The sequence below is a fragment of the Phenylobacterium glaciei genome (assembly GCF_016772415.1).
In the GTDB taxonomy this organism is placed as follows: Bacteria; Pseudomonadota; Alphaproteobacteria; order Caulobacterales; family Caulobacteraceae; genus Phenylobacterium; species Phenylobacterium glaciei.
Window position 1 is genome coordinate 1549916 of the sequence record NZ_JAGSGD010000001.1, and the last position, 20452, is coordinate 1570367.

The window sequence follows — 20452 nt, forward strand, 5'->3', positions numbered from 1 at the left end:
CTCTGCATCCATGCGAAGAAGGCCGCTCGTCCGCGCCCGTTAGCCTATTGCTCGTGTCCGAGGGCGGGGGGCGACGGGTGCCAGTCGAACCGTGCGGAGATTTGGAATGGACGATGTGCCAGCAAAGGCCAGCAGTCCAACAAGAAATAGGAAGCTCTCAAAGTGCCAGACGGATCCGAACACTTCTGTCAAACTTCCAATCATGTAGAATACAATTAGCGACAAGGCCACGCGAGCATCTCGCGAGGGGATGTTTCGGGATTTAGCGATCAACTCGACGGCGCCCCACAATATAGAGAAAAATAGCACAGCGCTAAAATATCCGCTCTCCAGCGTATATTGGAGAAACGTATTGTGATAGCTGGTGGAGTGCTTTGTTCCTTGGAATACCCAAGCGTATTCAGAAGATAAGTGAGTTTTTAAGTCACCATAGTACCCATATCCGAAGAAATGCTCGGACTTGGGTTGCGAAAGTTCATGGAATACGGCCCTCCAGATATAATTTCTCCCCGTTCCGACTCCGAGCTTGCCGCCCACATCGTTGCTCCTTATGAGGAGCGCGCCAAAATTTGTAGAATTCAGAGAGTTGAAGACGAAATAGAGCACGATGGCGGAGAGCGCGGACGAAATGACGGCGATTCTCGCGATCAAATGCGCCCACCTTAGGTTGGTGAAGAAGTAAACCGCCAAGCCCAACACGACCCCGCTTGTGGCCCCCCGGCTGTCCGACATCGGAAGTGCAATGACGCTGGGGACCATAAGGAGGGCAAGCCACCATCTCCTGCGCCCCGCCGTCGTCGTGATCAGGTGCGCAAGGCCAATAACTCCGATTCCAGCGATCGTCGCGATCGATTGAGCGCCGGTAATTCCGGGAATTGCATTGGTTCTTGCGACATGGAGGCCGACAAGAGCCAATAGTCCGTTGGACGTTACGCTATTGACGACGCCCTGCTTGCTGTACCCGCCGGTGGCAAAAAATAGAGCCAAGCTGGCAATGACTAGGATCGGAAAACAAATTAGGAAGGCATGAAATCTTCTAATTCTCAATCCGTCGTCTGCGTTCTGGAAGGATAGACTTGCGACGGCGAAGAACATGCCAATGGATCCCACCATCGCAAACTTTGCCAGTGGCGAGAACATGATCTCCGGCGCGCGCATGATCGATGCGCCGACCAAGAATAGCAAAACCCAGGTGCTTGCGAGCAGAAAGGGTTGAGATGCCCCCTTGTCGAGACCTGCCGGTTCGGCCATTCGCTGAAGTATAAGTGCTGCCAAGGTCACACCAATCGTGCCTGCCAGGACTACGTTGGAGTAATCCGGCAAGAATATTCCTGGCAAGGCGATAAAAAATGGCCAGACGGCCATGTAGACGCCCACCAAATCATTGGAACTGCGGCCTGGGCGAACGGGCGAAGCGTCAGTGGTCATGGTCATCCAAATACCGCATCCTAATCTATAAACGGCTTCAAGGTTCACGATGGTCTGAAGCAGGTATTTCAGGTCTGGTTGGCGTACTGGCGGCCGCATGTACGGTGAAATTGCAGAGAAGCGGCCGACCACGTTTCAGCACTTTGGCTCCTATCAGATATGGCCGCCCATTCACCAGCGACGGTGAATATGGAGCCTGCTCCTTAGCGAAGTGCTAGCGGTCTTGCCCCAGGAACGTCTGATATTGCCCGTCGATGCACGTGTGTTTCCATGAGTTTTCTATACGGTTCCTCGTCATCGGTGGCCACACAAGACCAGTGGTTGGCACGGTCGTGGCATGACCTGACCGCCTTGAAGTCGAGAGGGCGGGATGCCGCGGCGGAAAATGATTATGTATCCGCCAGCTTGAAGTCTGCGTGTGGCCCGCGTCGTAGGCAAGTGGGACGACGCTGCAATAGATCTCGCGGTCAGACGCCACGCGCTATTGTTTGACAAGCGCCATATTCCAAATCCGGTCTGGTGGAATACTCAAGGTATGCCAGCCGTCCGCGCTTCGCCCGTTGTACGGGATTGGGGCGCCTGTTGCCGCGAACTGGGCTTGCGTCGCCACGGTCTTGACCGAGATTTCAACCTTCGCCGCCTTCGACGCGTTCACCACGTGCAGGACGAGGCGGCCATCCGGCGCACGGCGCAGGACGGCGAGGTCCACCGGACCCGAGGCCTGAAGGAGATCGGGTCTTCGTGAAACGCCGGTGCCGAGGGCCGCCTCCAGGGTGAAGTCGTCAAACCAGGTGGCGTTCTGGCGGATCACACCGAGCTGATCCGCATAGTCCTCGGGCGCGCCATAGAACCGATCCGAGCCGGCGCCGTTGGGGCGAAGGAACACGTCCCACGGCGCAATGACCCCGCCGCCCAGGGCGTAGATCATGGCGATGGCCCGCCTGTTGAGGTCGACGGACTCCGATCTCAGGGTGACGAACTGGAATTTCCCGGCGCTCTCGATGGCGGCGAATTTGTTGAACAGGTACTGCGGGTTGACCTGGGCCTCGTCCATCTCAGCGACGCCAAAGTCGAACAGATCATAGGGCGGGTTCCAGTCGATCGCGCCGTTGTTCGACGAGAGCAGGATATTGGCCGGCAGGCCGTCCCGCAGACCCTGGAAGAAGTCTCTGACCGAGGCCAGCTGGAACCGCTTCATGCCGGTCTCCAGGTCGACGCCCTGGGCGGCGGCCTTGGCCCGGCAGGCGGCGCACCAACAGGCGCCCCAGGCGACCGCGCCGTAATTGCCGGCGGCGTCGTCGAACTGCAGCCGGGTCGCCCCGGCCGCGACGGCCGCCCTGGCGCGGCCAAGGATCAGGCTGCGGAAGTCAGGATTGTTGAAGCATCCCCAATAGGCGCGGCCGCCCTGCCAGCCCTTCATCCAGGGGGCGGTGACCGGCTGGCCCGACTTGTCGCGCATCCGGTCGCTGATGTCGCCGTCCGGCCGCGACATGGTGGGCGAGAGCGCGGCGCCAACTGCGAAGCCGCGCGCCACGCATTCGGCGATGAAGGCCGCGTCGCCATAGGTCCAGTCGATGCGGTTGGCGTGGAACGTCTTGGCGATCTCGAAGGGGTCGCCGTGCCGGTTGTCCGCGCCCATGCGGGGAGAAAAGGAAATGTCGGACCGGGCGGGTAACAGATTGGCCGGCTGAGATGCGGCGGGCGCGGAGGAGGTCGCCGCCAGGCCGATCACGCCGCTGGTGAAGAGGCGGCGGTTGATCGTCGTCTTGGTGCGGCTGTCCATCTGACCTCCTCGGCGGCAATGTTCAGTCGCCCGCGATGGTATTCGACATTCGGCGGCGAACGCGAGGCGCCCTAGCCGAAACTGAGCCAGGCCCAATAGATGGCGAGCGTCAGGATCAGCGCCAAGCCCGGGAGCAGGGCGGTCCGCCGATCCATAGCCCAGCCATGGGTCTCCAGGCTCTTGACCGACAGACTGCGCGCGTACCAGCTGCAAAAGCCGAGATAGGCGCCCAGCATCGCGGCCGGCATGGCCAGGGGTCCGATCAGCGGCCACAGCACGAAGAACAGCAGCACCATCAGCACGCCGGTCACGCCGTTGATGACGTGCCAGATAATGTGGTTGGTCAGGGAATAGATCTGCACATGCATCGCGCCGTACCGTTCGACGAAGAACGCCAGGGCCAGCAGCGCCGACATGGCGAAGCCCGGGAAGTGGACGTTGCTGCCGATCAGCTTCAGCAGGATCGGGGCGGCGATGGTGACCCCGACCGCCCCGACGACGAAGGCGCCCAGCGCCAGCGCCATGCCGCGGGCCGCGACCGGGACGATCTCGGCGATCTTCCGTTCCCCACGCAGGCGGGCCATGGTCGGCAGCTTCGAATAGAACGGCGCCTGGGAAATCTGGCTGACCGTGGTCATCAGGCGCAGGGCCAGGAGGTAGGCTGCGGCGTCTCCGGCGGTGGCGACCTGGGCGTAGACCAGGCCGCTGGCCTGGATGATGCCGGTGCTCATCAAGATGCCGACCCCGCTGCGCCACGCGGCCGGCCATATGGTGGCGAAGATCTCGCGGTCGAAGCCGTCGTCAGCGCTGGCCTTGACCCCCAGGCGGGTGACGTTGCGGCGGTTCAGGACGTAGAGCGCCAGCTGCCAGAAGGAATAGCAGGCGATGATGGCGACCAGGCCGCCGTCGGCCAGGGTGACGATGCTTGCCGACCCGATCTGCAGCGCGCCGATCATCGCCTCCAGCCGCCGGGTCGTGGCAATGCGGTCGAAGCCGGTCAGGACGCTGACATTGGCGCCATTGAGCAGCACGAGCTGGCTGGATGCGATGGTGATCACCCAGGCGATCCATCCATCCGGGGCGTGGGCCAGGCCGGCGACCGGCTTGGCGAGCGCCGCGGTGCCGGCGACCACGGCCAGCAGCATGGCCACCCCGATCAGCCGCAGATAGACCGTGCGCTGGGTGGCCAGGACCGCGCCCATGCGCAGCGGCCCCGAGTGTTCGATCGCTGGAAGGGCGACCTTGCCCGGCATAGCCGCGCGCAGGTCGTGCAGTCCGCCGCCGCCGCGGGCGAAGGCGATGATCCGGGCGAAGGTCGGGCTGAACCCGAAATCTGTCCAGCTGATCAGCATGGTGATCGTGGAGAGCAGCTGCCAGACCAGCACCTCGGCCGCCGGGAGCCGCGTGAGGACCAGGGGCAGCAGGACGGCCAGTCCACCCATCCTGATCATCAAGCTGGCCCAGGTCATCAGGGTCCCTGATGACCAGGCCTTGCGGGCCAGACCAACCAGTCGGCCTTCCTGGGCTGGGATCACCTGGGTCATCCGGCGGCCTTCAGGATTTGGGCGAGGGTTGGGTCGGCCCCAGGCGGGGTGACAGCAGCGCGGTCTCGAAGGCGTAGATGACGGTCCGCTTCGACAGGGTCTGGGCGCGCGCCAGTCTCTCCGCCCGCGCGCCAGCGTCCGGCGCGGCGTCGGCCATGCGCCGCAGGGCCTCGGCCACCCGGGCCGAGTCTCCGGGAGGGGTCAGTTCGCAGGAGGCCCCCAGGAAGTCGGAGAGTTCGGTGCCGGGGTCGGCGGTGACCAGGATCGGCTTGCCGGAGGCCAGCATGCCGCCGAGCTTGGACGGTAGCAGCAGGTCGGCGGCCTCGCGTTCCTGGGGCAGCAGGTGAATGTCGGCCAAGTTCAGGAAGTCCGAGAAGCGCGCTTCCGGTTGGAAGGGCAACAGCCGGATATTGGGCAGGCGGTCGGCCGCCGCGGCCACGGCGCCGCGCATCGGACCATCGCCCGCGATCACGAAGAGAATGTCGGGCCGATCGGCCAGTTGCTCCGCAGCCTCGATGATCAACCTCAGGCCCTGCTTGGCGCCAATGTTCCCGGAATAGAGCGCGACTTTGATGTCGTCCGCCAGCGCGAGTTCGGCGCGATAGGGAGAAGCTCCGATCTCGGGTCGGATACGCTCAACGTCCACCCAGTTGCGGATCACATCAATTCGCGACGGCGAGACGCCCTTCTCGGCGATTTTCTCGGCCATGCGACTGGAAATGGTGATGACCTGGTCGAAGAACCGCAGCGTCGTCTCTTCGAACGCCTTGGCCAGCTTGGCGGCGAACCCACCCTTCCCGATGTGACCCACCGCGAAGGCTGCGTCGATCTCCAGATCCTGGACATGCAGGACGGTCTTGGCGCCGACCAGCTTGGCGGCGATGAGCGCGGCCGGCGCCGCGAAGAACGTGGGCTCCACGACCAGCACCACGTCCGGGCGTCGACGCAGGATCTGGGTGATGGCCACAGGGCCGGAACTCAAGGCGAAGGTGAGGGGGGCCAGGATGCGCCGGATGCCCTTCATGTCGGGATGAAGATACAGGGGGCAGCGATAGACCGTGGCCCCGTCGACGATCTCGCGGCTCCAGACCTTGTTGGAGTAGCCCCCCAATGCGCGCCATCCGGGATAGTGGGGGGGGGTGCTGACTACGCAGACCTCGTGACCCCGAGCGACCAGGAATTCCCCGATCTCTCCGCTGTACTTGCCGACGCCAGCGATCTCAGGCGCGTAGTTGATCCCGTAGATCAGAATGCGCTGGGTCAGGGGGGCGATCACGACATCTCACGCTTAACGAGTTGCGAGGCCAAGGAGGGGGCCTGCGCCTGGATCGGTTTGTCTTCGACGTCCGTCATCGCGTGGCCCCGGAGCCGCCCGACCTTGGTCAATCATCTTGCAGTCTGCACGATCCACGCCAGATCGCGCGGGTCAGGTGGACAGGCTTGCCTTTTCGGAGTGGTTCAGGAACCAGTCATAGGTCGCCGTGATCCCGTCACGCAGACCAATCCGCGGTGACCAGCCCTGGGCGCGCAGTTTGTCCGCGCTCATCAGCTTGCGGGGCGTACCGTCCGGCTTGGACAGGTCACGCACCAGCTCTCCCATGAATCCCACGACCTCGCAGACCGTCTGCGCCAGCTCAAGAATGGTGACGTCCTCGCCCGAGCCGATATTAACATGCTCGTCGTCGGAGTAGGTCTGCATCAGATGCACCAGGGCGTCGGCGCAGTCGTCCACGTGCAGGAACTCGCGGCGCGGTGTGCCGGTGCCCCAGATCACCAGTTCCTTGTCGCCCCGCAGTTTGGCCTCATGGGCCTTGCGGATCAGGGCGGGCAGGACGTGGCTGGAATTGAGGTCGAAATTGTCTTCCGGCCCGTAGAGGTTGGTTGGCATGCCGGAGATGAAGTCGTCGCCGTGCTGGCGGCGATAGGCTTGGCTGAGCTTGATGCCGGCGATCTTGGCGATGGCGTACCACTCGTTGGTGGGCTCCAGCGCGCCGGTCAGCAGCGACTCTTCCCGGATCGGCTGTTCGGCGAATTTCGGATAGATGCAGCTGGACCCGAGGAACAGCAGCTTGGCCACGCCGTTGCGGTGCGCCGCCTCTATGATGTTGGCCTCAATCATCAGATTGTCGTAGAGAAAGTCCGCCGGAAACTGGTCATTGGCCAGAATGCCGCCCACCTTGGCGGCCGCCAGGAAGATCGCGTCGGGCCGGGTCTGCGCCATCCAGCGCTCCACCTGATCCTGGCGTTTTAGGTCCAGCGTGTCGCGGCCCGCCGTGATGATCTGACAGCCTTCGCCGGCGAGACGGCGCACCAGCGCCGACCCCACCATGCCGCGGTGGCCGGCGACCCAGACCTGCTTGCCGGCCAGGGAGAAGGGGTTACTCGGCATTGCGGCGTTGCTCCCGGGCCACCGCGATCATGTCCGCGGCGACCATTTCGGCGCACAACTGCTCCCACTTGGTCTCATGAACCCAGCCCAACTTCTCTCGCGCCTTCGTGGGATCTCCAATGAGCAGATCCACCTCGGTCGGCCGGAAGTATCGTGGATCCACTTCGACCAGCACCCTGCCCGTGGCTGAGCACGTGCCTATTTCGTCCACGCCAGAACCCGTCCACTGCAGCGAAACCCCGGTTTCCTCAAACGCCTTGGTCACAAAATCGCGCACCAAGGTCGTTTCACCGGTGGCCAGAACATAGTCGTCCGGTTGTTCCTGCTGAACAATCAGCCACATGCCTCGCACGTATTCGCGAGCATGCCCCCAGTCACGCTTCGCATCGAGGTTTCCAAGGTAGAGCTTGTCTTGCAAGCCTAGCTTTATGGAGGCCGCCGCACGCGTGATTTTCCGCGTAACAAACGTTTCACCGCGGAGCGGGCTCTCGTGATTGAAGAGAATTCCGTTCGAGGCGTGCAAGCCATACGCTTCTCGGTAGTTCACCACGATCCAATAAGCATACAGCTTTGCCGCCGCATAAGGGCTGCGCGGATAGAAGGGCGTTGTCTCACTCTGTGGGACTTCCTGAACCTTACCGTACAACTCGGAAGTTGATGCTTGATAGAAGCGGGTTTTCTTCTCCATGCCCAATATGCGGATCGCCTCCAGGAGGCGCAAAGGCCCAACTGCGTCGGCGTTGGCGGTGTATTCTGGCGTCTCGAAGCTTACGGCGACGTGGCTCTGCGCAGCCAGGTTGTAAATCTCGTCCGGCTGCGTCTGTTGAACGACACGGATAAGATTTGTACTGTCTGTCATATCTCCATGATGCAGGATAAACTTGGGATCCTGCTCATGCGGGTCTTGATAGAGCGCCTCTATTCTTCCCGTGTTGAAAGAAGATGAGCGACGTTTGACCCCGTGTACGGTGTATCCTTGGGCTAACAGTTGTTCGGAGAGGTACGCGCCATCCTGACCCGTGACGCCCGTAATGAGCGCGACTTTGCCGCTTCCAACTCGATCCATAGAACCCCCAAATTGCTCAGCGCTGACCGCGCCCACGAAACACACAGAATGCCGCTGCGCCGTTAAAACCCAGTTTGCACGTTGCCCGTATGTAACGTTCTCGCGCCTTTGCGAAGTTCTTTTGTGTCTCAAGGCGGGCTTCTTGCAAAACGGCGCGAATTTGCTCCTCCGTCATGGAATCGTTAAGCATATTCGGCACATCATCGAAAACTCAGCCAGCAACGCAACCGCCTATAGCCAAGTCCGCATCGCCACTTTGCCACCTGACCATCGACAGTGCATTGCAAACGCTCGCGGGGCGCTTGGTGCGTGTTCATGTCAGGTCTCGTTTGATTGTGGTTGCGTGCCGTCCAGAGCCTGTGCAAGACGACAGGGCAAGACGTACGCGGTATTTGGGGCCATTCATACCATACCATGAAGAGTGGCGCGGCGATCCTGGGTGCGAGTGGCTTCATCGGCACACGACTGGTGAGGAGGCTATCCTCGGCCACGACCCTCGTGAGGGCCGCGGACATCGTGCCCCCACGTGAGCGGCTACCGAGCGTAGACTATCAGGCGGTGGACGTCCGTGGACCGATCCCTGAAAGTCTCGGCGAGGGCTGTAACACTATTTACAACCTGGCCGCTGTGCACCGGACGCCCGGGCATCCCGAGCATGAGTACTACGACACCAACATCGCCGGCGCACTGAATGCCGTGGCCTTCGCCGAGGCCTGCGATATCCGGACCATCGTGTTCACCAGTTCGATCTCGGTATATGGGCCTTGCGAAGAAGAGGTCGATGAGGGCTCGGACCTGCGGCCCAATTCCTCCTATGGCCGCTCGAAGCGCCTGGCAGAGGTCATCCATCGGCGCTGGCAGGCCCAGGGGGCCGGTCGCCGGCTGATCATCGTGCGCCCCGGCGTGGTGTTCGGTCCTGGCGAACGCGGGAACTACACCCATCTGGCCAAGGCCTTACGAGGTGGCTATTTCGTATTCCCTGGTCGGCGCGACACCGTGAAGAGCGGCGGTTATGTGGACGAACTGTTGCGAACTATGGAGTTTGCTCTGGATCGCTCCGATCCCTCCATCCTCTACAATTTCGCCTACCCCGGCGTCAGCACAACCCAAACCATTGTCGAAACCTTCGCCCGGGTGACGGGGCGAAAGTCCCATCCGCCGGTGCTTCCTCTGGCCCCCATGTTGGCCGCCGCATATGTCTTCGAGCTGGCCGCCAAGTTGGGGCTTAAAACGGCGATTCACCGCGACCGGGTGATGAAGCTGGTGCAATCGACGCGCATCAAACCCGGTTGGTTGCTGGCCAACGGCTATGAGTTCTCCAGCGACCTCGAGGCTGCGCTTCGCAGCTGGAGCGCCGAGACTGGTGGACGCTTCGACTAGGTGGTCAGCCTAGAAATAGCTTACCTTTGATAGCTCTTCCTCGGCCACGCACCTGGCCGCAGACGGCGGCCGGCCGCTGCGGCGCACGCTGGCGAGCTCGGCGCGCGCCAGGTCCAGGTCGTCCCGGAACTGCGGTGAGGCGTGCAGCGCCGCCACCAGCGCCGAGGCGTTGATGCGCCCGGCCTCCACCGCACTCTCATTGTGGGCGCCGCAGATCACGCGGCTTTCGCCATAGACGCGGCCGCGGATCAGGATGTCGGTGGCGCGCTCGGGAACCATCTCGGCCAGCAGCAGGGCTGTCATCCACGACCAGGTGGTGTGGCCGGAGGGATAGTCAGGGCTTCTGGCCAGCTCGTCGGTCTTGGGCACGCAGATTTCTCCAGCGTCGATCAGGAACGGCCGCTGGCGGCTATGGATCAGCTTGCCCGTGTTCACCGCCCGCATTTCGTCTGGCGTGACCTTCTCCAAAAGGGCCGCCATAGCCGGGACGGAGGAGGGGGTCAGGTCGGCGCCCACCGAGCAGCTGAAATTGGCCAAGGTCGCTTGAATGCTTTGGTCCGCGTCGGCTGTGGCCAGGTTCCAGCGCGGCGTTCCCTTCAACGCGCGGGTGGCCAGGAAGACCTTGCGGTCCTGCTCATAGCGCATCGACCCCTTCAGGGGCGGCGGTGGCAACAGGCGCGCGGCGTCCAGGATATCGGGTGTCAGATAGCCGCCCTCTGGATTCATGACGCCCGATCCGTCGTCGGAGGTCACGATCACCGGACCACTGTGGCGGGTCTTGAGCAGAGGCGCGCCGAACGCTCCTATGGCCACACCCGCCAGGACCGCCACGGCGGCGACGCCGCCCAAGGCCAAGTTTGACGCCATATGAAACACCTCAAGGCGACAGGCCGCCGCGACAGCTGGGCAACCCGACCAGCAAGAGGCTAGACTACAGTTTCAAGCGGGACCAGCAGCTCAAGCAGGCTCATTTGTCGGTGCGGCCACACAAAATTCCACACCAGTCTCGGTCGACACAGATCCCTCGAAGCGCCGCCTGTTCTCAAGGGCGAGGGCGCCAGGAAATTGGGCGTCAGCTGGTTACGCAAGTTGCTTTCCGAAAATCATCTCGCACCTGCAATAAAAAAACGACGTTCGCCTAGCATGGTCCGTTGGCTTAATTTCTTGGCAATGATATTGCGGGTGCCGAGTAGTGGTGTCTCCAGCTGGTACACCACGCAGTGTAAGATGTAGCGCAGGTGGGGCATGTCGGACGTTACGGCGACATTGATCAGCACGGTCGAACGCAGTAGCCATTCCGGGCTTTCCGCCGACGCATTGCTGCGTCGCACGCTGGATATTGCCTTTTCGCTGGGCCTTCTGATCTTCCTGGCCCCGCTGCTGCTGGTGGTCATGACTCTGATCTATCTTCAGGATGGCGGCCCAGCGATTTTCGCTCAGGAACGTATCGGCGTCGGCGGTAAGCGCTTCAAATGCCTGAAGTTCCGCTCCATGCAGATCGACGCCGCCGAACGGCTCGCCCATCTGCTGGCCACCAGCCCGGCGGCCAAGGCCGAGTGGGACCGTGACCAAAAGCTCCGCCAGGATCCCCGCATCACCATGTTGGGCAACTTCCTGCGCCGCTCCAGTATCGATGAGTTCCCGCAACTGGTGAACGTGCTGCGCGGCGAGATGAGCCTTGTCGGGCCGCGCCCGATCGTCCAGGCCGAGATCGTCCGCTATGGCCGTCGCTTCCGCGACTACGCGGCCGTCAAGCCGGGCATCACCGGTCTTTGGCAGGTGAGCGGCCGCAACCACACCACCTATCGCCGTCGCGTGGCCCTCGACGTGGTCTACAGCCGCTCGTGCAGTTTCCCGCTCTACATCAAGATTCTGATGATGACGGTGCCGGCGGTCTTGTTCTCGCGCGGCTCGTTCTAGGGTCTATGCGGCTTAACCCATCGCGGCCCGAACAAGTCTCACCACTATCACCCACAAACCGACATTGCCTGCCAGGGCGAGCACTCGAAGCAGACCTGGATGTGGCCATCGCCTCGCTTTAGGCCGCGTGAGAGCGACAGGACGGACTCGCCGGGCTCTGAAGGCAAACGGCGGGAGCAGACTCTCGGACATGGGGGCGTTTCCATCCGACTATGACGGCTCGTCCAGCGGCGAGCTCTTGCGTTGGTCGTATCGGAGTGTGATTCCCGTAAGGTTAAGCTGTGACAAATCCCCCTGGCCGAGTCAGGACGGAGCGCGCGTGCGTCGTTGAGAGGAAAGCGGATGAGTGTCTATCCGGTCATCATGTGCGGCGGGTCCGGCACACGCCTGTGGCCAGCGTCGCGACCGACGCGGCCCAAGCAGTTCGTCCCGCTCACCGGCGACCGCTCCAGCTTCCAGGAAACCGTGCTGCGGGTCTTAGGCCTGGCTGACGCCGTCAGGCCACTGATCGTCGCGGGCGCCGCGCACGAGGCCGCCATCGTCAGTCAGCTGGCGGAGATTGGCGTCGCCGCCGACCTGCTGCTGGAACCCGAGCCCCGTGACTCCGCCGCCGCCATGGCCGCCGCCGCCACGTGGATCGCCGAGCGTGACCCCGCCGGCGTCGCGGTGGTGGTCTCAGCCGACCATGACGTCCCCGACGCCCAGGCGTTCCGCGTCGCCATGGACACCGCGACCAAGGCGGCCCAAGGCGGGCGCATCGTGACGCTCGGCGTCCGGCCCACTGCGCCGTCTGCGGCCTACGGCTATCTACAGCCCGAAGGCGGCGAGGGGGTGCAGGCCCTGCTGGCCTTCGTCGAGAAGCCCGACGCCACCAAGGCGGCAGCCTATGTCGAGGCCGGCTACCTCTGGAACAGCGGCAACTTCGTGGTTTCCGCTCAAACCCTGGTGGATGAACTCAGCGTCCATGCGCCCGATGTCCTGGCCGCCGCCCAAGGGGGTGTGACGGGCAGTACGCGCACAGCCTCGGGCGCTCAACTCCTGGGCCCGATCTTCCGCACGGCGCCAAAGATCTCCATCGACTATGCGGTGATGGAGAAGACGCGGCGCGCCTCGGTCCTGCCGGTGGCGTTCGCCTGGTCAGACGTCGGCGCCTGGGACGCGGTGCTGGGCGCATCGCCTCGCGACGCCGCCGGCAACGCCAGCAGCGGCGACGTCATGCTGTTCGACGCGAAGGACAGCTATGTCCGCGCCTCGGCCGGTCGCCGGGTGGCGGCGATAGGCGTGTCCAACGTGGCGATCATCGCCGACGGCGACGACGTCCTGGTTTGCGATCTGGACCACGCACAGACGGTCAAGGCCGCCGCCGACGGCTTCAAGCGCAAGGGACCGGCCCGCAGCGACTTCGCCAGTCTTGGGGAGGCCGCCTCGTGGTATCGCCGTTGGCTGATGACCAATGCGCTTCCACTCTGGTGGAGCCTCGGCGCAGATCACGACCTGGGAGGCTTCATCGAAGCCCTGAGCGTCGACGGAGATCCGCGTCCCGCGGCGCGGCGCGGCAGGGTCCAGGGCCGCCAGGTCTATGTCTTCACAACCGCGGGCGAACTCGGTTGGGCTGGGCCTTGGAAACAGGCGGCGGCCCACGGCCTGGACTATGCCTTCAAGAACTTCCAGCGCCCCGACGGCCTGTTCAGGAAACTGGTCGCGGTCGACGGCAAGGTGCTGGACGACGGCGCGGCCGTGTATGATCAGGCCTTCGCTCTGCTGGGCATGGCGATGCTGCACCAGGTTGGCGGGTACGGGCGCGACCTACGGGCTGAAGCCCTCCGGACCCGCGCCGCCCTGGAGACGATGCGCGATCCCAAGGCCGGCTTCCGGGAGACCGACGATCATCCCAACCAGTCCAACTGCCACATGCACATCCTGGAGGCCTCGCTGGCCTGGGTCGAGGCCGGCGAGTCCGACTGGGGCGGCCTAGCCGATGAGATCGCCGAAATGGCCCTGTCGACCTTCATCGACGCCGAGGGCGGCTTCCTGCGGGAGTTCTTTGACAAAGACTGGAAACCGGCCGCCGGCGACGATGGCCGGCGGGTCGAGCCGGGTCACCAGTTTGAATGGTCGTGGCTCATGTCGCGCTGGGGACGGCTTCGCGGCCGCCAGGATGCGCTCGACGCCGCCCGAAGGCTGTTCGAATACGGCAAGCAGGGCGTCGATGACCGCGGCATCGCGATCAACGCCCTTTGGGACGACCTCACGGTCTGGGAGCCCGAAGCGCGGCTTTGGCCTCAAACAGAGTATATGAAGGCGGCGCTGGCGCTGGGTGAGGACGTCGACGTCCTCGCTGCGGCCAACGGCCTGAAGCTCTATCTGGAAACGCCGGCGGCGGGGGTCTGGTACGACAAGCTCCGTCCGGACGGGACCTTTCTGGATGAGCCCGCACCCGCGAGTTCATTCTACCACATCATCTGCGCCATCACCGAGCTGAGCCGTTTCCAGGCCGCTCGTAGCTGAGCCAGGTCGATGAGTTGGCCGAATGCGTCAGCCCTCCGACCGTCTACGGGCGAAATCCCTGCGCGTCGCAGGTCGGCGCAGACTTGAGACCAGGGGTCTTCAGCCACTCAATCGCGGCCAGGAGGTAGCTCCGATCCCGGCCGAGAGGGGAGACGTGGGTGGCGCCATCGGCGTCGAGGACCCAGCCCTGACACGCCCGCCGGGCCGGCGCCGCCTGGGCATGCCGCCATGCCCTCTCGGTGGGGTCGGTTGGAGCGAGACTGGCCACGACCACCGCGGTGGGCGTTGCCCGGCCGACCCCGCCGATCTCCCTTACCCGTCGCAGGGCGGGTAGAATTTGGAGCACCTCATCGCGGGCATTCTTCAGATGCCGGGGGGAGGTGAGGGCGGCCCATTTGTGGTGCGCCGCTGGATCTTGCAGACCGATCGCGTCGATCGTCGGTTGGACCACCAGCGGCGCCAGGCCCATGCGCCCGCCGACCGCCGCCAGGCGGGCGAGGGTTTCCTCATCATGCAGGTCCTCCATCACCAAGGGCTCGTCGAGGTCGTCGCTGCCGACGCCATCGACATACAGCACGCCCGCCACGCTGGCGGGAAACAGGGTGGCGAAGGTTTCGACATACAAGGCGCCGTTGGAGTGGCCCACGAGGATGACGGGCTGGGTCTCCCCCAGGCTATCGAGGGCGCTTTCGAGGTCGCGCGCGATGTTTTCCGGCGTTGGGGGGTTGGTGCGGTCCGGAGACCGGCCGAGGCCCAGGCGGTCGTAGGCGCAGACGCGCCCGGTCTTGACGAGGTCGCGCATCGCCAGACCCCAGTCGGCCGACGTGCCGAAGGCACCGGCTTCAAGCACCACCGTTGGAGCCGCTGAGGCTTGGCCACGACATTCGAAGAACGGCTCGCCGCTTGCCAAACCCGGAGGGACGCCAACCGGCCCGTTCGTTGTGGCGCAGCCGCCCATTCCAAGGCCAATCCAGGCCAGGACCATACCCAGCGCAAGTCGGAACCAGGCGTGGTCGCCGACCCAGAGCAACGCGGGAACTTTCACGGGCGAACGGGTGAATGTCATGTCGTGATATTGGAGGACGGGCTTTCGTTGACGCGCTTGGCGATAGCGTGAGAAGCGCCTGGCGAATTCGGTCGCCAGGACTTCGACCGTAGCGATCTCCATAACCCGTAATATGCGCATTCTCCGCACTGGGGCTCAAGGCTGCGATCCGGTAGAGCCTGCCAAGACGCGATACTTGGCCTATGCATCCCAGCTCGGCCGGGCCTGCCATTCGATCGAGATCCTGCGGGCGACTGTTTAGCGGAGCAACCCCGTGGCTTTTTCCCCAGGGCGACGTCAAAGGCGCCTCCAGACGTCTTCGTGAGCCAGACTGACCGCCTCCTGAGATCGGAGCGTAGCCCCTGCCTCCCGAGCAAACCTGCGCCAGTCGGCGACCGAGGCCCTGACGGCGTCAATCACCTCGGCGATCTGCCGAGCACTCAGTCCGTGCCGGAGCCCGAGCGCCAGGACGTGCGCCGGGTGGGATGTCGGCCTTCCCCCTCGATGTCCAGATAGTGCTCGCCGCCTGGACCGGCTGAGAAGGTCAGGTCATAGGCCGGGGCGAGCCGCCAATCGCCGCGCTCCGACATCAGAAAGCTGTGTTGCCTGGTGTGGTCGTCGCGGTTGCAGGCCAGGACGTTGAAGACCGTTCGCCGATAGGCGGCGGCGACATCCTCCGCATGTCGGGTGATCGCGTGGGTCGCCCGCAGGAAGGTGTCGTAGCTTGAAAGTAGTGAAGGCCGGACCTCGATCGCCCCGCTCAGCGAGACCATGTGTAGCCGCCGGCCCGGCGCCGGGCGGTCGAAGCGGCGCGTCGCAAGGTATCCTGGACGCGCCCGGGCTTGGAGTAGGCGATAGGGGCTCAGATTGAGGCCAGCGGTCTTCGCCATGGCGGCGTAGGCCGCTTCGATGGGGCCAATGTCTATGGGGTTCTCGTTGGCGCGGAATTTGACGATCCAGGCTTCGTGGCCAGGTGTGACTTCCCCATCGCAGATCGAGATGGCGCCTTGGCTGTCGAAGCCGACCTGGACTTTTGGCCTCGCCCCGCCTGAGGCGCCGGCCAGCCCCGCCAAGGTGTCGGCGAGCGCGCCATCCTCGCCTCTCAGCACCTTCAGGGAGTCTGCGGCCAAGGCGTCCAGATCGAGGCTCTCAACCTGGTCAGCAGGCGCGGTGGCCGGCTCGAAGACCAAGGCGCCGCGGCCCTGGTCACCGACCAGGGCCAGCCGTTCGAGGGGGGACAGGGCATCGATGTTGACGCCGAGCTTGCTCAGGCGTCGGCGCATTAGCAGCTGGCCCCAGCCTTCCGGGAGGCTGTCGGCCAGGAAGCCATGCAGGCCTTCGAACTCCCGGCTGCGCGCGGCCTGCAACCCGCGTTCCGGCGGTTAGAGGAGCGGAGAGACCGGCAGGCGGGCGGCGATCACCGGCGCCTCCCATTCCATCTGCGCCACGGGATCAGCCATGGCCAATCGCGCGGCGGGCATAGCCGGCTTTGCCGCATCGAAGGCGAGGGCCGCCTTGAGGGGGACGCCGGGGGCCAGCCTCATGATGGACGGCGCCCGCGGACGCGGGTGGTCCCGGCCCGCCCGTGCGCGGAGGCGCTGATCCGACGCTCACAGCTCCACCGATTGAATCGCACGGCCATAATGTTCATGTTTTGTTCTTGACAGCAACACCGTCATCTGGCATGCTGAAAGCTGTCCGGTAGCGTAGGTGCGCCGGTTGCGCTCCGCAGGCGCGCCAGTCCGGGTTTCAATCATTCGAGAAAGGATCGGCATGACTGGAGGTCAGCCGGCCCGCGGTGACGTGGGCGTCGAGAGCGTGGCGGAGTTCATGGCTCGTCGGCGGCGCGAAGTTGCGCGTCTTGCGGGCGCCGCCGAGGCGGTCGGTCGCGAGGGGTGGGCAGGCGCGACCAGGTTGGGTCTGAATCTTGTCGCGCCAAGACCCAGCGATGTGCGGGCTTTGGGGGCACGTATCCTCGACGCGGGAAGTCCAGCTCCGCGACTCCCCACGCCGACCGCGGGGAGGGCGGTCAGCTTGGCCTCGGCCCAAACTGCGCCCGCGCCGACCTCGGCGAATCCGACACCCGGAACAGCTTCTTATGGCGCGTTGCGAGGCTTTGTGGGGTCCGCCGATGACTTGGCGGAGCTTCGTCGCCAGCAAGCGGAATTCGGCGCTGTTGAACGTGAAATAGGTCGGAAGAACGCCTGGATGGCCGTGCCCGCGCTTGCGCCGGCCGCCGTTGTCATGAGCCTCGAAGGCGCGGCGGCGATCGCGGCGCGCCTTGCCGGAACACCGCTCAAGCAAGCCCCCCTTCAGCTTGCGGAGCGCGATCCGCACCTTCGGGTCGGCGACAACTGGGCGACCCGCGCGGGTCGCAAGGCCCATAAACAGCTGGAGGACAGGCTCAGGCCCAAGGAGGGGTGGGACTATGAACCGGCCAAGACGGTGGATGGTCGACGGATGAAGCCCGACGCCGGTACGCCGCCGCGCGGGCCGGCGGGCAAGACCAGGCGATATTATCTTGAGCTCAAGCCTGACACGCCTTCCGGCCGGCAGGCGGCCACCAAGGCGGTGAAGCGATATCAGGACGGCTTGAAGCAACGAGTCCGGGCGATCTACTACGACCCGAAGGATTTTCTATGAGCCGCAAGACCTATCCCGGCGCGCTCGCGGAGGCTCTGGCGCCGTTGGGATTCAAGCGCGAGGGCATGGATCTTTCTCGCCGCCACGACGATCTCCTTGAGCAGGTAAATGTTCAGGTCAGCCAGATCGCCGGCGTGACCGCCAATCTGTGGACCCGCAATCTGGCCACCGAGGATCTGCACCGGCAGGTGTTTTCCGGGCGGCCGCCCGCTGAAACGCAGATTTTCCTGACGCGGATCGGAACCATCATCGACGGTCATGATCGATGGTGGCGACGCGATCCGAATGGCCCGGCGGAACTCGCCGACGCGGTGCGGGTTCACGGCCCCCCCTATCTTGAGTCCCACCGGAGCCTGGAGAGCCAAGCCGACTGGTTTGGACGCCGTGAGCTCAAGTGGAGGAATTCCTACTCGCGTATCTATCTCGCCCTGACGCTCTACCGGTTGGGGGAGCTGGACGAGGCCTGCGCCGCGCTGAGGAATCCAGCCAAGGCCTTGGCGCCATCCGATCAGGCCGAGATCGACATCCTCCTGCGGTGGCTTGGCTGTCCTGGCCGGAGCGGAGAGGTCGCCTCGCAAGGACGCGCGAGCCCACCTTCCATCTCCCAATCACCGGCCCTCCGAAGAGGAAATTTCCCACCTGCTGGCGCACGCTGAGAGTCTGCCAATGCATCCGAACTAGATGCATTGGTCACCCGCAACCACATTCGGGATATCTACTAATGCATCCGGAGTGGATGCATTAGTTGTGTAAGACCACATCATCTGCGCCATCGCAGAACTTAGCCGGTTCCGGGTGCAGCAGAATTGAAACCGTTCGGCCGAGCTTTCCGACCCACCTTCTATCCCCAGCGAGGGGTGGGCGAGGCCGCCGGTCGGGGCGCCTAGGTCGTGCGGCGCCGCGCCGCCGAGTTCTCTTTTTCCAAGCCGTGACGGCCTGATAGGCGAACCCGCTATCGCAGGAGGGCCCGAATCCTTAGGCTTGTTGACGACAGGAAGTCGCCGATCAGCCTCCTGGGCCGATCAGGCCGTGCCGACCTGATGAACGAGCGCGGCCTAAGCCGCCAGCGGAGGAATGAGACCGAACTTGATAACGTCCGGGCCGTCCAGCAATGAGGGGCAGAGCGCCCTGTTGCGCGCCTATTTCGAGAAGCGGGCCAACCTGGTGCGCTTCTTCGCTGCGCGGACGGGATCGCTCGAGGCCGCCGAGGATCTCGCCCAGGATCTCTATCTAAAGCTCGCCGCCCGCGAGGAAACGGTCGATGCCTGGGCTCCGGTCGGGTTGCTCTATCGGATCGCCACCAATCTCATGCTCGACACCGCCCGCAGTGCGCAACGCTCGGCTCAGAGGGAGGCCGGGTGGCGCATGGTGGCGCGCACCGATTTAGGCGGCGCGGAAGTCGACGATGGTCCTGCGGCAGACGAGGTGATCGTCTCGCGCCAGAGACTGGGGCAGCTTGTCGAGGCCGTCGCCGAATTGCCGCCTCAGATGGGCCGGGCGTTTCGGCTGCACAAGCTTGAGGGGTTGAGCCAGATCCAGACCGCCCAAGCCATGGGCGTGTCAGTCAAGATGGTGGAGAAGCACGTCAGTGTGGCCCTGAAGGCGCTCATTGCGAGACTGCAGTCATGAGTGCGTCACAAAAACGCGTTCGACGGGGGGATCGGTCGCCACAGCGGCGTTTAGTTCGCGATCAGGTCATTGCGGCCACGATCACGCAGGTGGGCCGATGATCGGCGAGCTTCAAGACCGAGCGCAGGAGCGTCTGGCGCAGGCCAGCGACTGGATCGCGCGCCTGCAAGCCGACGACCTCACCGAGGCCGATGGGCTGGCCTTCGACAGCTGGCTGGGCGCGACGCCAGACAACGCGCGGGCCTATGATCAGGCGTTGGCGGTCTGGAACGCCGTTGGGGCGTCGAGCCACGATATTGTTCTGGAGCTCACGCGCCTCGAACGTCGCCGCGCCCGGCAAGGTCTTGGTCGGCGATGGCTTGTGGGCGCCGGAAGCCTTGCGGCGGCGGCGGCCCTGGTGGTCGTTGTCCTGCCGTCGCTGGCGTCCAAGCCGGCGACCGAGACCTACGCCACCGCCAATGGACAACATCGGGTCGTGACGCTGGCCGATGGATCCAAGATCGAGCTGAACGCCGAGACCCAGCTCGCGGTCACCCTGGGCCGCGACGAACGGCGGGTCGTCATGGGAGAGGGCGAAGCCATTTTCGATGTGGCGGCCGACCGAGATCGACCCTTCACCATCGCCACCGGCCACCAGGTCGTTCGGGTGGTGGGCACCCAGTTCGATGTCCGAAATCGCCAGGGCGGCGTCGCCGTCACGGTGGCGCGCGGCGTTGTCGAAGTGGGCCCCGCCCCCAACGGGGCGCCCGGCCGCACCTATGTTCTGCGCCCAGGCCAGCGATTGGCCATTGGGGGGGGCAGGGCGACGCGCCTCAGCACCATCGAACCGGCCGTGGCGTTCAGCTGGCGCACGGGTCGGGTGGTTTATCGCGACGAGCCGCTCTCCAACGTGGTCGCCGACCTCAACCGACAATTTGCAAAACCCATCCTCATCGCGGACGTGGAACTGGGCCGGACGCCTATCTCCGGCGTCCTGGTGATGGACAGTCAATCCGATGTCGTCAGACGATTGGCTTTAATGTTGCCGATTGCGGCGATAGACTCCCCGGAAGGCGTGGTGCTTCACAGAAAATAGGCGTCGAAGCGGGGGGCGTTCGATCCATCGGCGTTGGTCAGT

At 64.3% G+C, this 20452-nt stretch carries 17 protein-coding genes; 7 read left to right on the plus strand and 10 right to left on the minus strand.

Going from position 1 to position 20452, the window contains the following annotated elements:
• Nucleotides 1-39: 39 nt before the first annotated feature.
• The 6 genes from JKL49_RS07500 to gmd form a co-directional block, all read right to left on the minus strand.
• Nucleotides 40-1434: an O-antigen ligase family protein gene (locus tag JKL49_RS07500; RefSeq protein WP_215339510.1), complete on the minus strand. Its 1395-nt coding sequence runs from the start codon at nt 1432-1434 to the stop codon at nt 40-42.
• 475 nt (nt 1435-1909) lie between these two features.
• Nucleotides 1910-3211, minus strand: a complete 1302-nt coding sequence (locus JKL49_RS07505; RefSeq protein ID WP_215339512.1) for a hypothetical protein — start codon at nt 3209-3211, stop codon at nt 1910-1912.
• A gap of 71 nt (nt 3212-3282) precedes the next feature.
• A complete protein-coding gene (locus tag JKL49_RS07510; protein ID WP_215339514.1) occupies nt 3283-4755 on the minus strand; it encodes a hypothetical protein in 1473 nt (490 codons plus the stop codon).
• A 10-nt stretch (nt 4756-4765) separates the two neighbouring features.
• Complete coding sequence (locus tag JKL49_RS07515) at nt 4766-6031, minus strand: WcaI family glycosyltransferase (protein ID WP_215339516.1); 1266 nt, start codon at nt 6029-6031, stop codon at nt 4766-4768.
• Nucleotides 6032-6181: 150 nt separating this feature from the next.
• Nucleotides 6182-7144 carry a GDP-L-fucose synthase gene (gene fcl, locus JKL49_RS07520; protein ID WP_215339518.1) on the minus strand — a complete coding sequence of 321 codons (963 nt, stop codon included), beginning with the start codon at nt 7142-7144 and terminating at the stop codon, nt 6182-6184.
• Nucleotides 7134-8210, minus strand: coding sequence for a GDP-mannose 4,6-dehydratase (gene gmd, locus JKL49_RS07525; RefSeq protein WP_215342721.1), 1077 nt, complete (start codon nt 8208-8210; stop codon nt 7134-7136). Before gmd ends, fcl begins: the two co-directional genes overlap by 11 nt.
• A 414-nt stretch (nt 8211-8624) precedes the next feature.
• Between gmd and JKL49_RS07530 the strand changes: the two genes are divergently transcribed.
• Entirely contained in the window at nt 8625-9590 is a 966-nt protein-coding gene (locus tag JKL49_RS07530; protein ID WP_215339521.1) for an NAD-dependent epimerase/dehydratase family protein, read from the plus strand.
• A gap of 9 nt (nt 9591-9599) precedes the next feature.
• Here JKL49_RS07530 and JKL49_RS07535 read toward each other — a convergent pair whose 3' ends face one another.
• Nucleotides 9600-10457: an acid phosphatase gene (locus JKL49_RS07535; protein WP_249778047.1), complete on the minus strand. Its 858-nt coding sequence runs from the start codon at nt 10455-10457 to the stop codon at nt 9600-9602.
• A gap of 378 nt (nt 10458-10835) precedes the next feature.
• Between JKL49_RS07535 and JKL49_RS07540 the strand changes: the two genes are divergently transcribed.
• Nucleotides 10836-11510, plus strand: coding sequence for a sugar transferase (locus JKL49_RS07540; RefSeq protein WP_215339523.1), 675 nt, complete (start codon nt 10836-10838; stop codon nt 11508-11510).
• 342 nt (nt 11511-11852) lie between these two features.
• The gene (locus tag JKL49_RS07545; protein WP_215339525.1) at nt 11853-14018 is read left to right on the plus strand and encodes an AGE family epimerase/isomerase; all 2166 of its coding nucleotides are present in this window, start codon (nt 11853-11855) and stop codon (nt 14016-14018) included.
• A 43-nt stretch (nt 14019-14061) separates the two neighbouring features.
• Here the strand turns inward: JKL49_RS07545 and JKL49_RS07550 are convergent, their stop codons facing one another.
• The 3 genes from JKL49_RS07550 to JKL49_RS07560 form a co-directional block, all read right to left on the minus strand.
• A complete protein-coding gene (locus JKL49_RS07550; protein WP_215339527.1) occupies nt 14062-15186 on the minus strand; it encodes an alpha/beta fold hydrolase in 1125 nt (374 codons plus the stop codon).
• A gap of 317 nt (nt 15187-15503) precedes the next feature.
• Nucleotides 15504-16430, minus strand: a complete 927-nt coding sequence (locus JKL49_RS07555; protein ID WP_215339529.1) for a type II toxin-antitoxin system HipA family toxin — start codon at nt 16428-16430, stop codon at nt 15504-15506.
• Between the two features lie 15 nt (nt 16431-16445).
• Complete coding sequence (locus JKL49_RS07560; RefSeq protein WP_215339531.1) at nt 16446-16607, minus strand: hypothetical protein; 162 nt, start codon at nt 16605-16607, stop codon at nt 16446-16448.
• A 490-nt stretch (nt 16608-17097) separates the two neighbouring features.
• On the opposite strand from JKL49_RS07560, the gene JKL49_RS07565 reads away from it, so the two are divergent.
• From JKL49_RS07565 to JKL49_RS07580, 4 genes are all read left to right on the plus strand, one after another.
• Nucleotides 17098-17706: a hypothetical protein gene (locus JKL49_RS07565; protein ID WP_215339533.1), complete on the plus strand. Its 609-nt coding sequence runs from the start codon at nt 17098-17100 to the stop codon at nt 17704-17706.
• Nucleotides 17703-18362, plus strand: a complete 660-nt coding sequence (locus tag JKL49_RS07570; RefSeq protein WP_215339535.1) for a DUF4304 domain-containing protein — start codon at nt 17703-17705, stop codon at nt 18360-18362. The genes JKL49_RS07565 and JKL49_RS07570 overlap by 4 nt, the downstream gene beginning before the upstream one ends.
• Nucleotides 18363-18837: 475 nt before the next feature.
• Nucleotides 18838-19335: a sigma-70 family RNA polymerase sigma factor gene (locus JKL49_RS07575; RefSeq protein WP_249778048.1), complete on the plus strand. Its 498-nt coding sequence runs from the start codon at nt 18838-18840 to the stop codon at nt 19333-19335.
• 97 nt (nt 19336-19432) lie between these two features.
• Nucleotides 19433-20410: a FecR family protein gene (locus JKL49_RS07580; protein ID WP_215339538.1), complete on the plus strand. Its 978-nt coding sequence runs from the start codon at nt 19433-19435 to the stop codon at nt 20408-20410.
• Nucleotides 20411-20452: the final 42 nt, after the last annotated feature.

Bases quoted from the DNA above. Each gene is read 5' to 3' on its own strand.
- JKL49_RS07570 (WP_215339535.1), top strand. From the start codon at position 17,703: ATGAGCCGCAAGACCTATCCCGGCGCGCTCGCGGAGGCTCTGGCGCCG.
- fcl (WP_215339518.1), bottom strand. From the start codon at position 7,144: ATGCCGAGTAACCCCTTCTCCCTGGCCGGCAAGCAGGTCTGGGTCGCC.
- JKL49_RS07545 (WP_215339525.1), top strand. From the start codon at position 11,853: ATGAGTGTCTATCCGGTCATCATGTGCGGCGGGTCCGGCACACGCCTG.
- JKL49_RS07550 (WP_215339527.1), bottom strand. From the start codon at position 15,186: ATGGAGATCGCTACGGTCGAAGTCCTGGCGACCGAATTCGCCAGGCGC.
- JKL49_RS07530 (WP_215339521.1), top strand. From the start codon at position 8,625: ATGAAGAGTGGCGCGGCGATCCTGGGTGCGAGTGGCTTCATCGGCACA.
- JKL49_RS07580 (WP_215339538.1), top strand. From the start codon at position 19,433: ATGATCGGCGAGCTTCAAGACCGAGCGCAGGAGCGTCTGGCGCAGGCC.
- JKL49_RS07505 (WP_215339512.1), bottom strand. From the start codon at position 3,211: ATGGACAGCCGCACCAAGACGACGATCAACCGCCGCCTCTTCACCAGC.
- JKL49_RS07535 (WP_249778047.1), bottom strand. From the start codon at position 10,457: ATGGCGTCAAACTTGGCCTTGGGCGGCGTCGCCGCCGTGGCGGTCCTG.
- gmd (WP_215342721.1), bottom strand. From the start codon at position 8,210: ATGGATCGAGTTGGAAGCGGCAAAGTCGCGCTCATTACGGGCGTCACG.
- JKL49_RS07560 (WP_215339531.1), bottom strand. From the start codon at position 16,607: ATGAGGCTGGCCCCCGGCGTCCCCCTCAAGGCGGCCCTCGCCTTCGAT.
- JKL49_RS07510 (WP_215339514.1), bottom strand. From the start codon at position 4,755: ATGACCCAGGTGATCCCAGCCCAGGAAGGCCGACTGGTTGGTCTGGCC.
- JKL49_RS07500 (WP_215339510.1), bottom strand. From the start codon at position 1,434: ATGACCATGACCACTGACGCTTCGCCCGTTCGCCCAGGCCGCAGTTCC.
- JKL49_RS07540 (WP_215339523.1), top strand. From the start codon at position 10,836: ATGTCGGACGTTACGGCGACATTGATCAGCACGGTCGAACGCAGTAGC.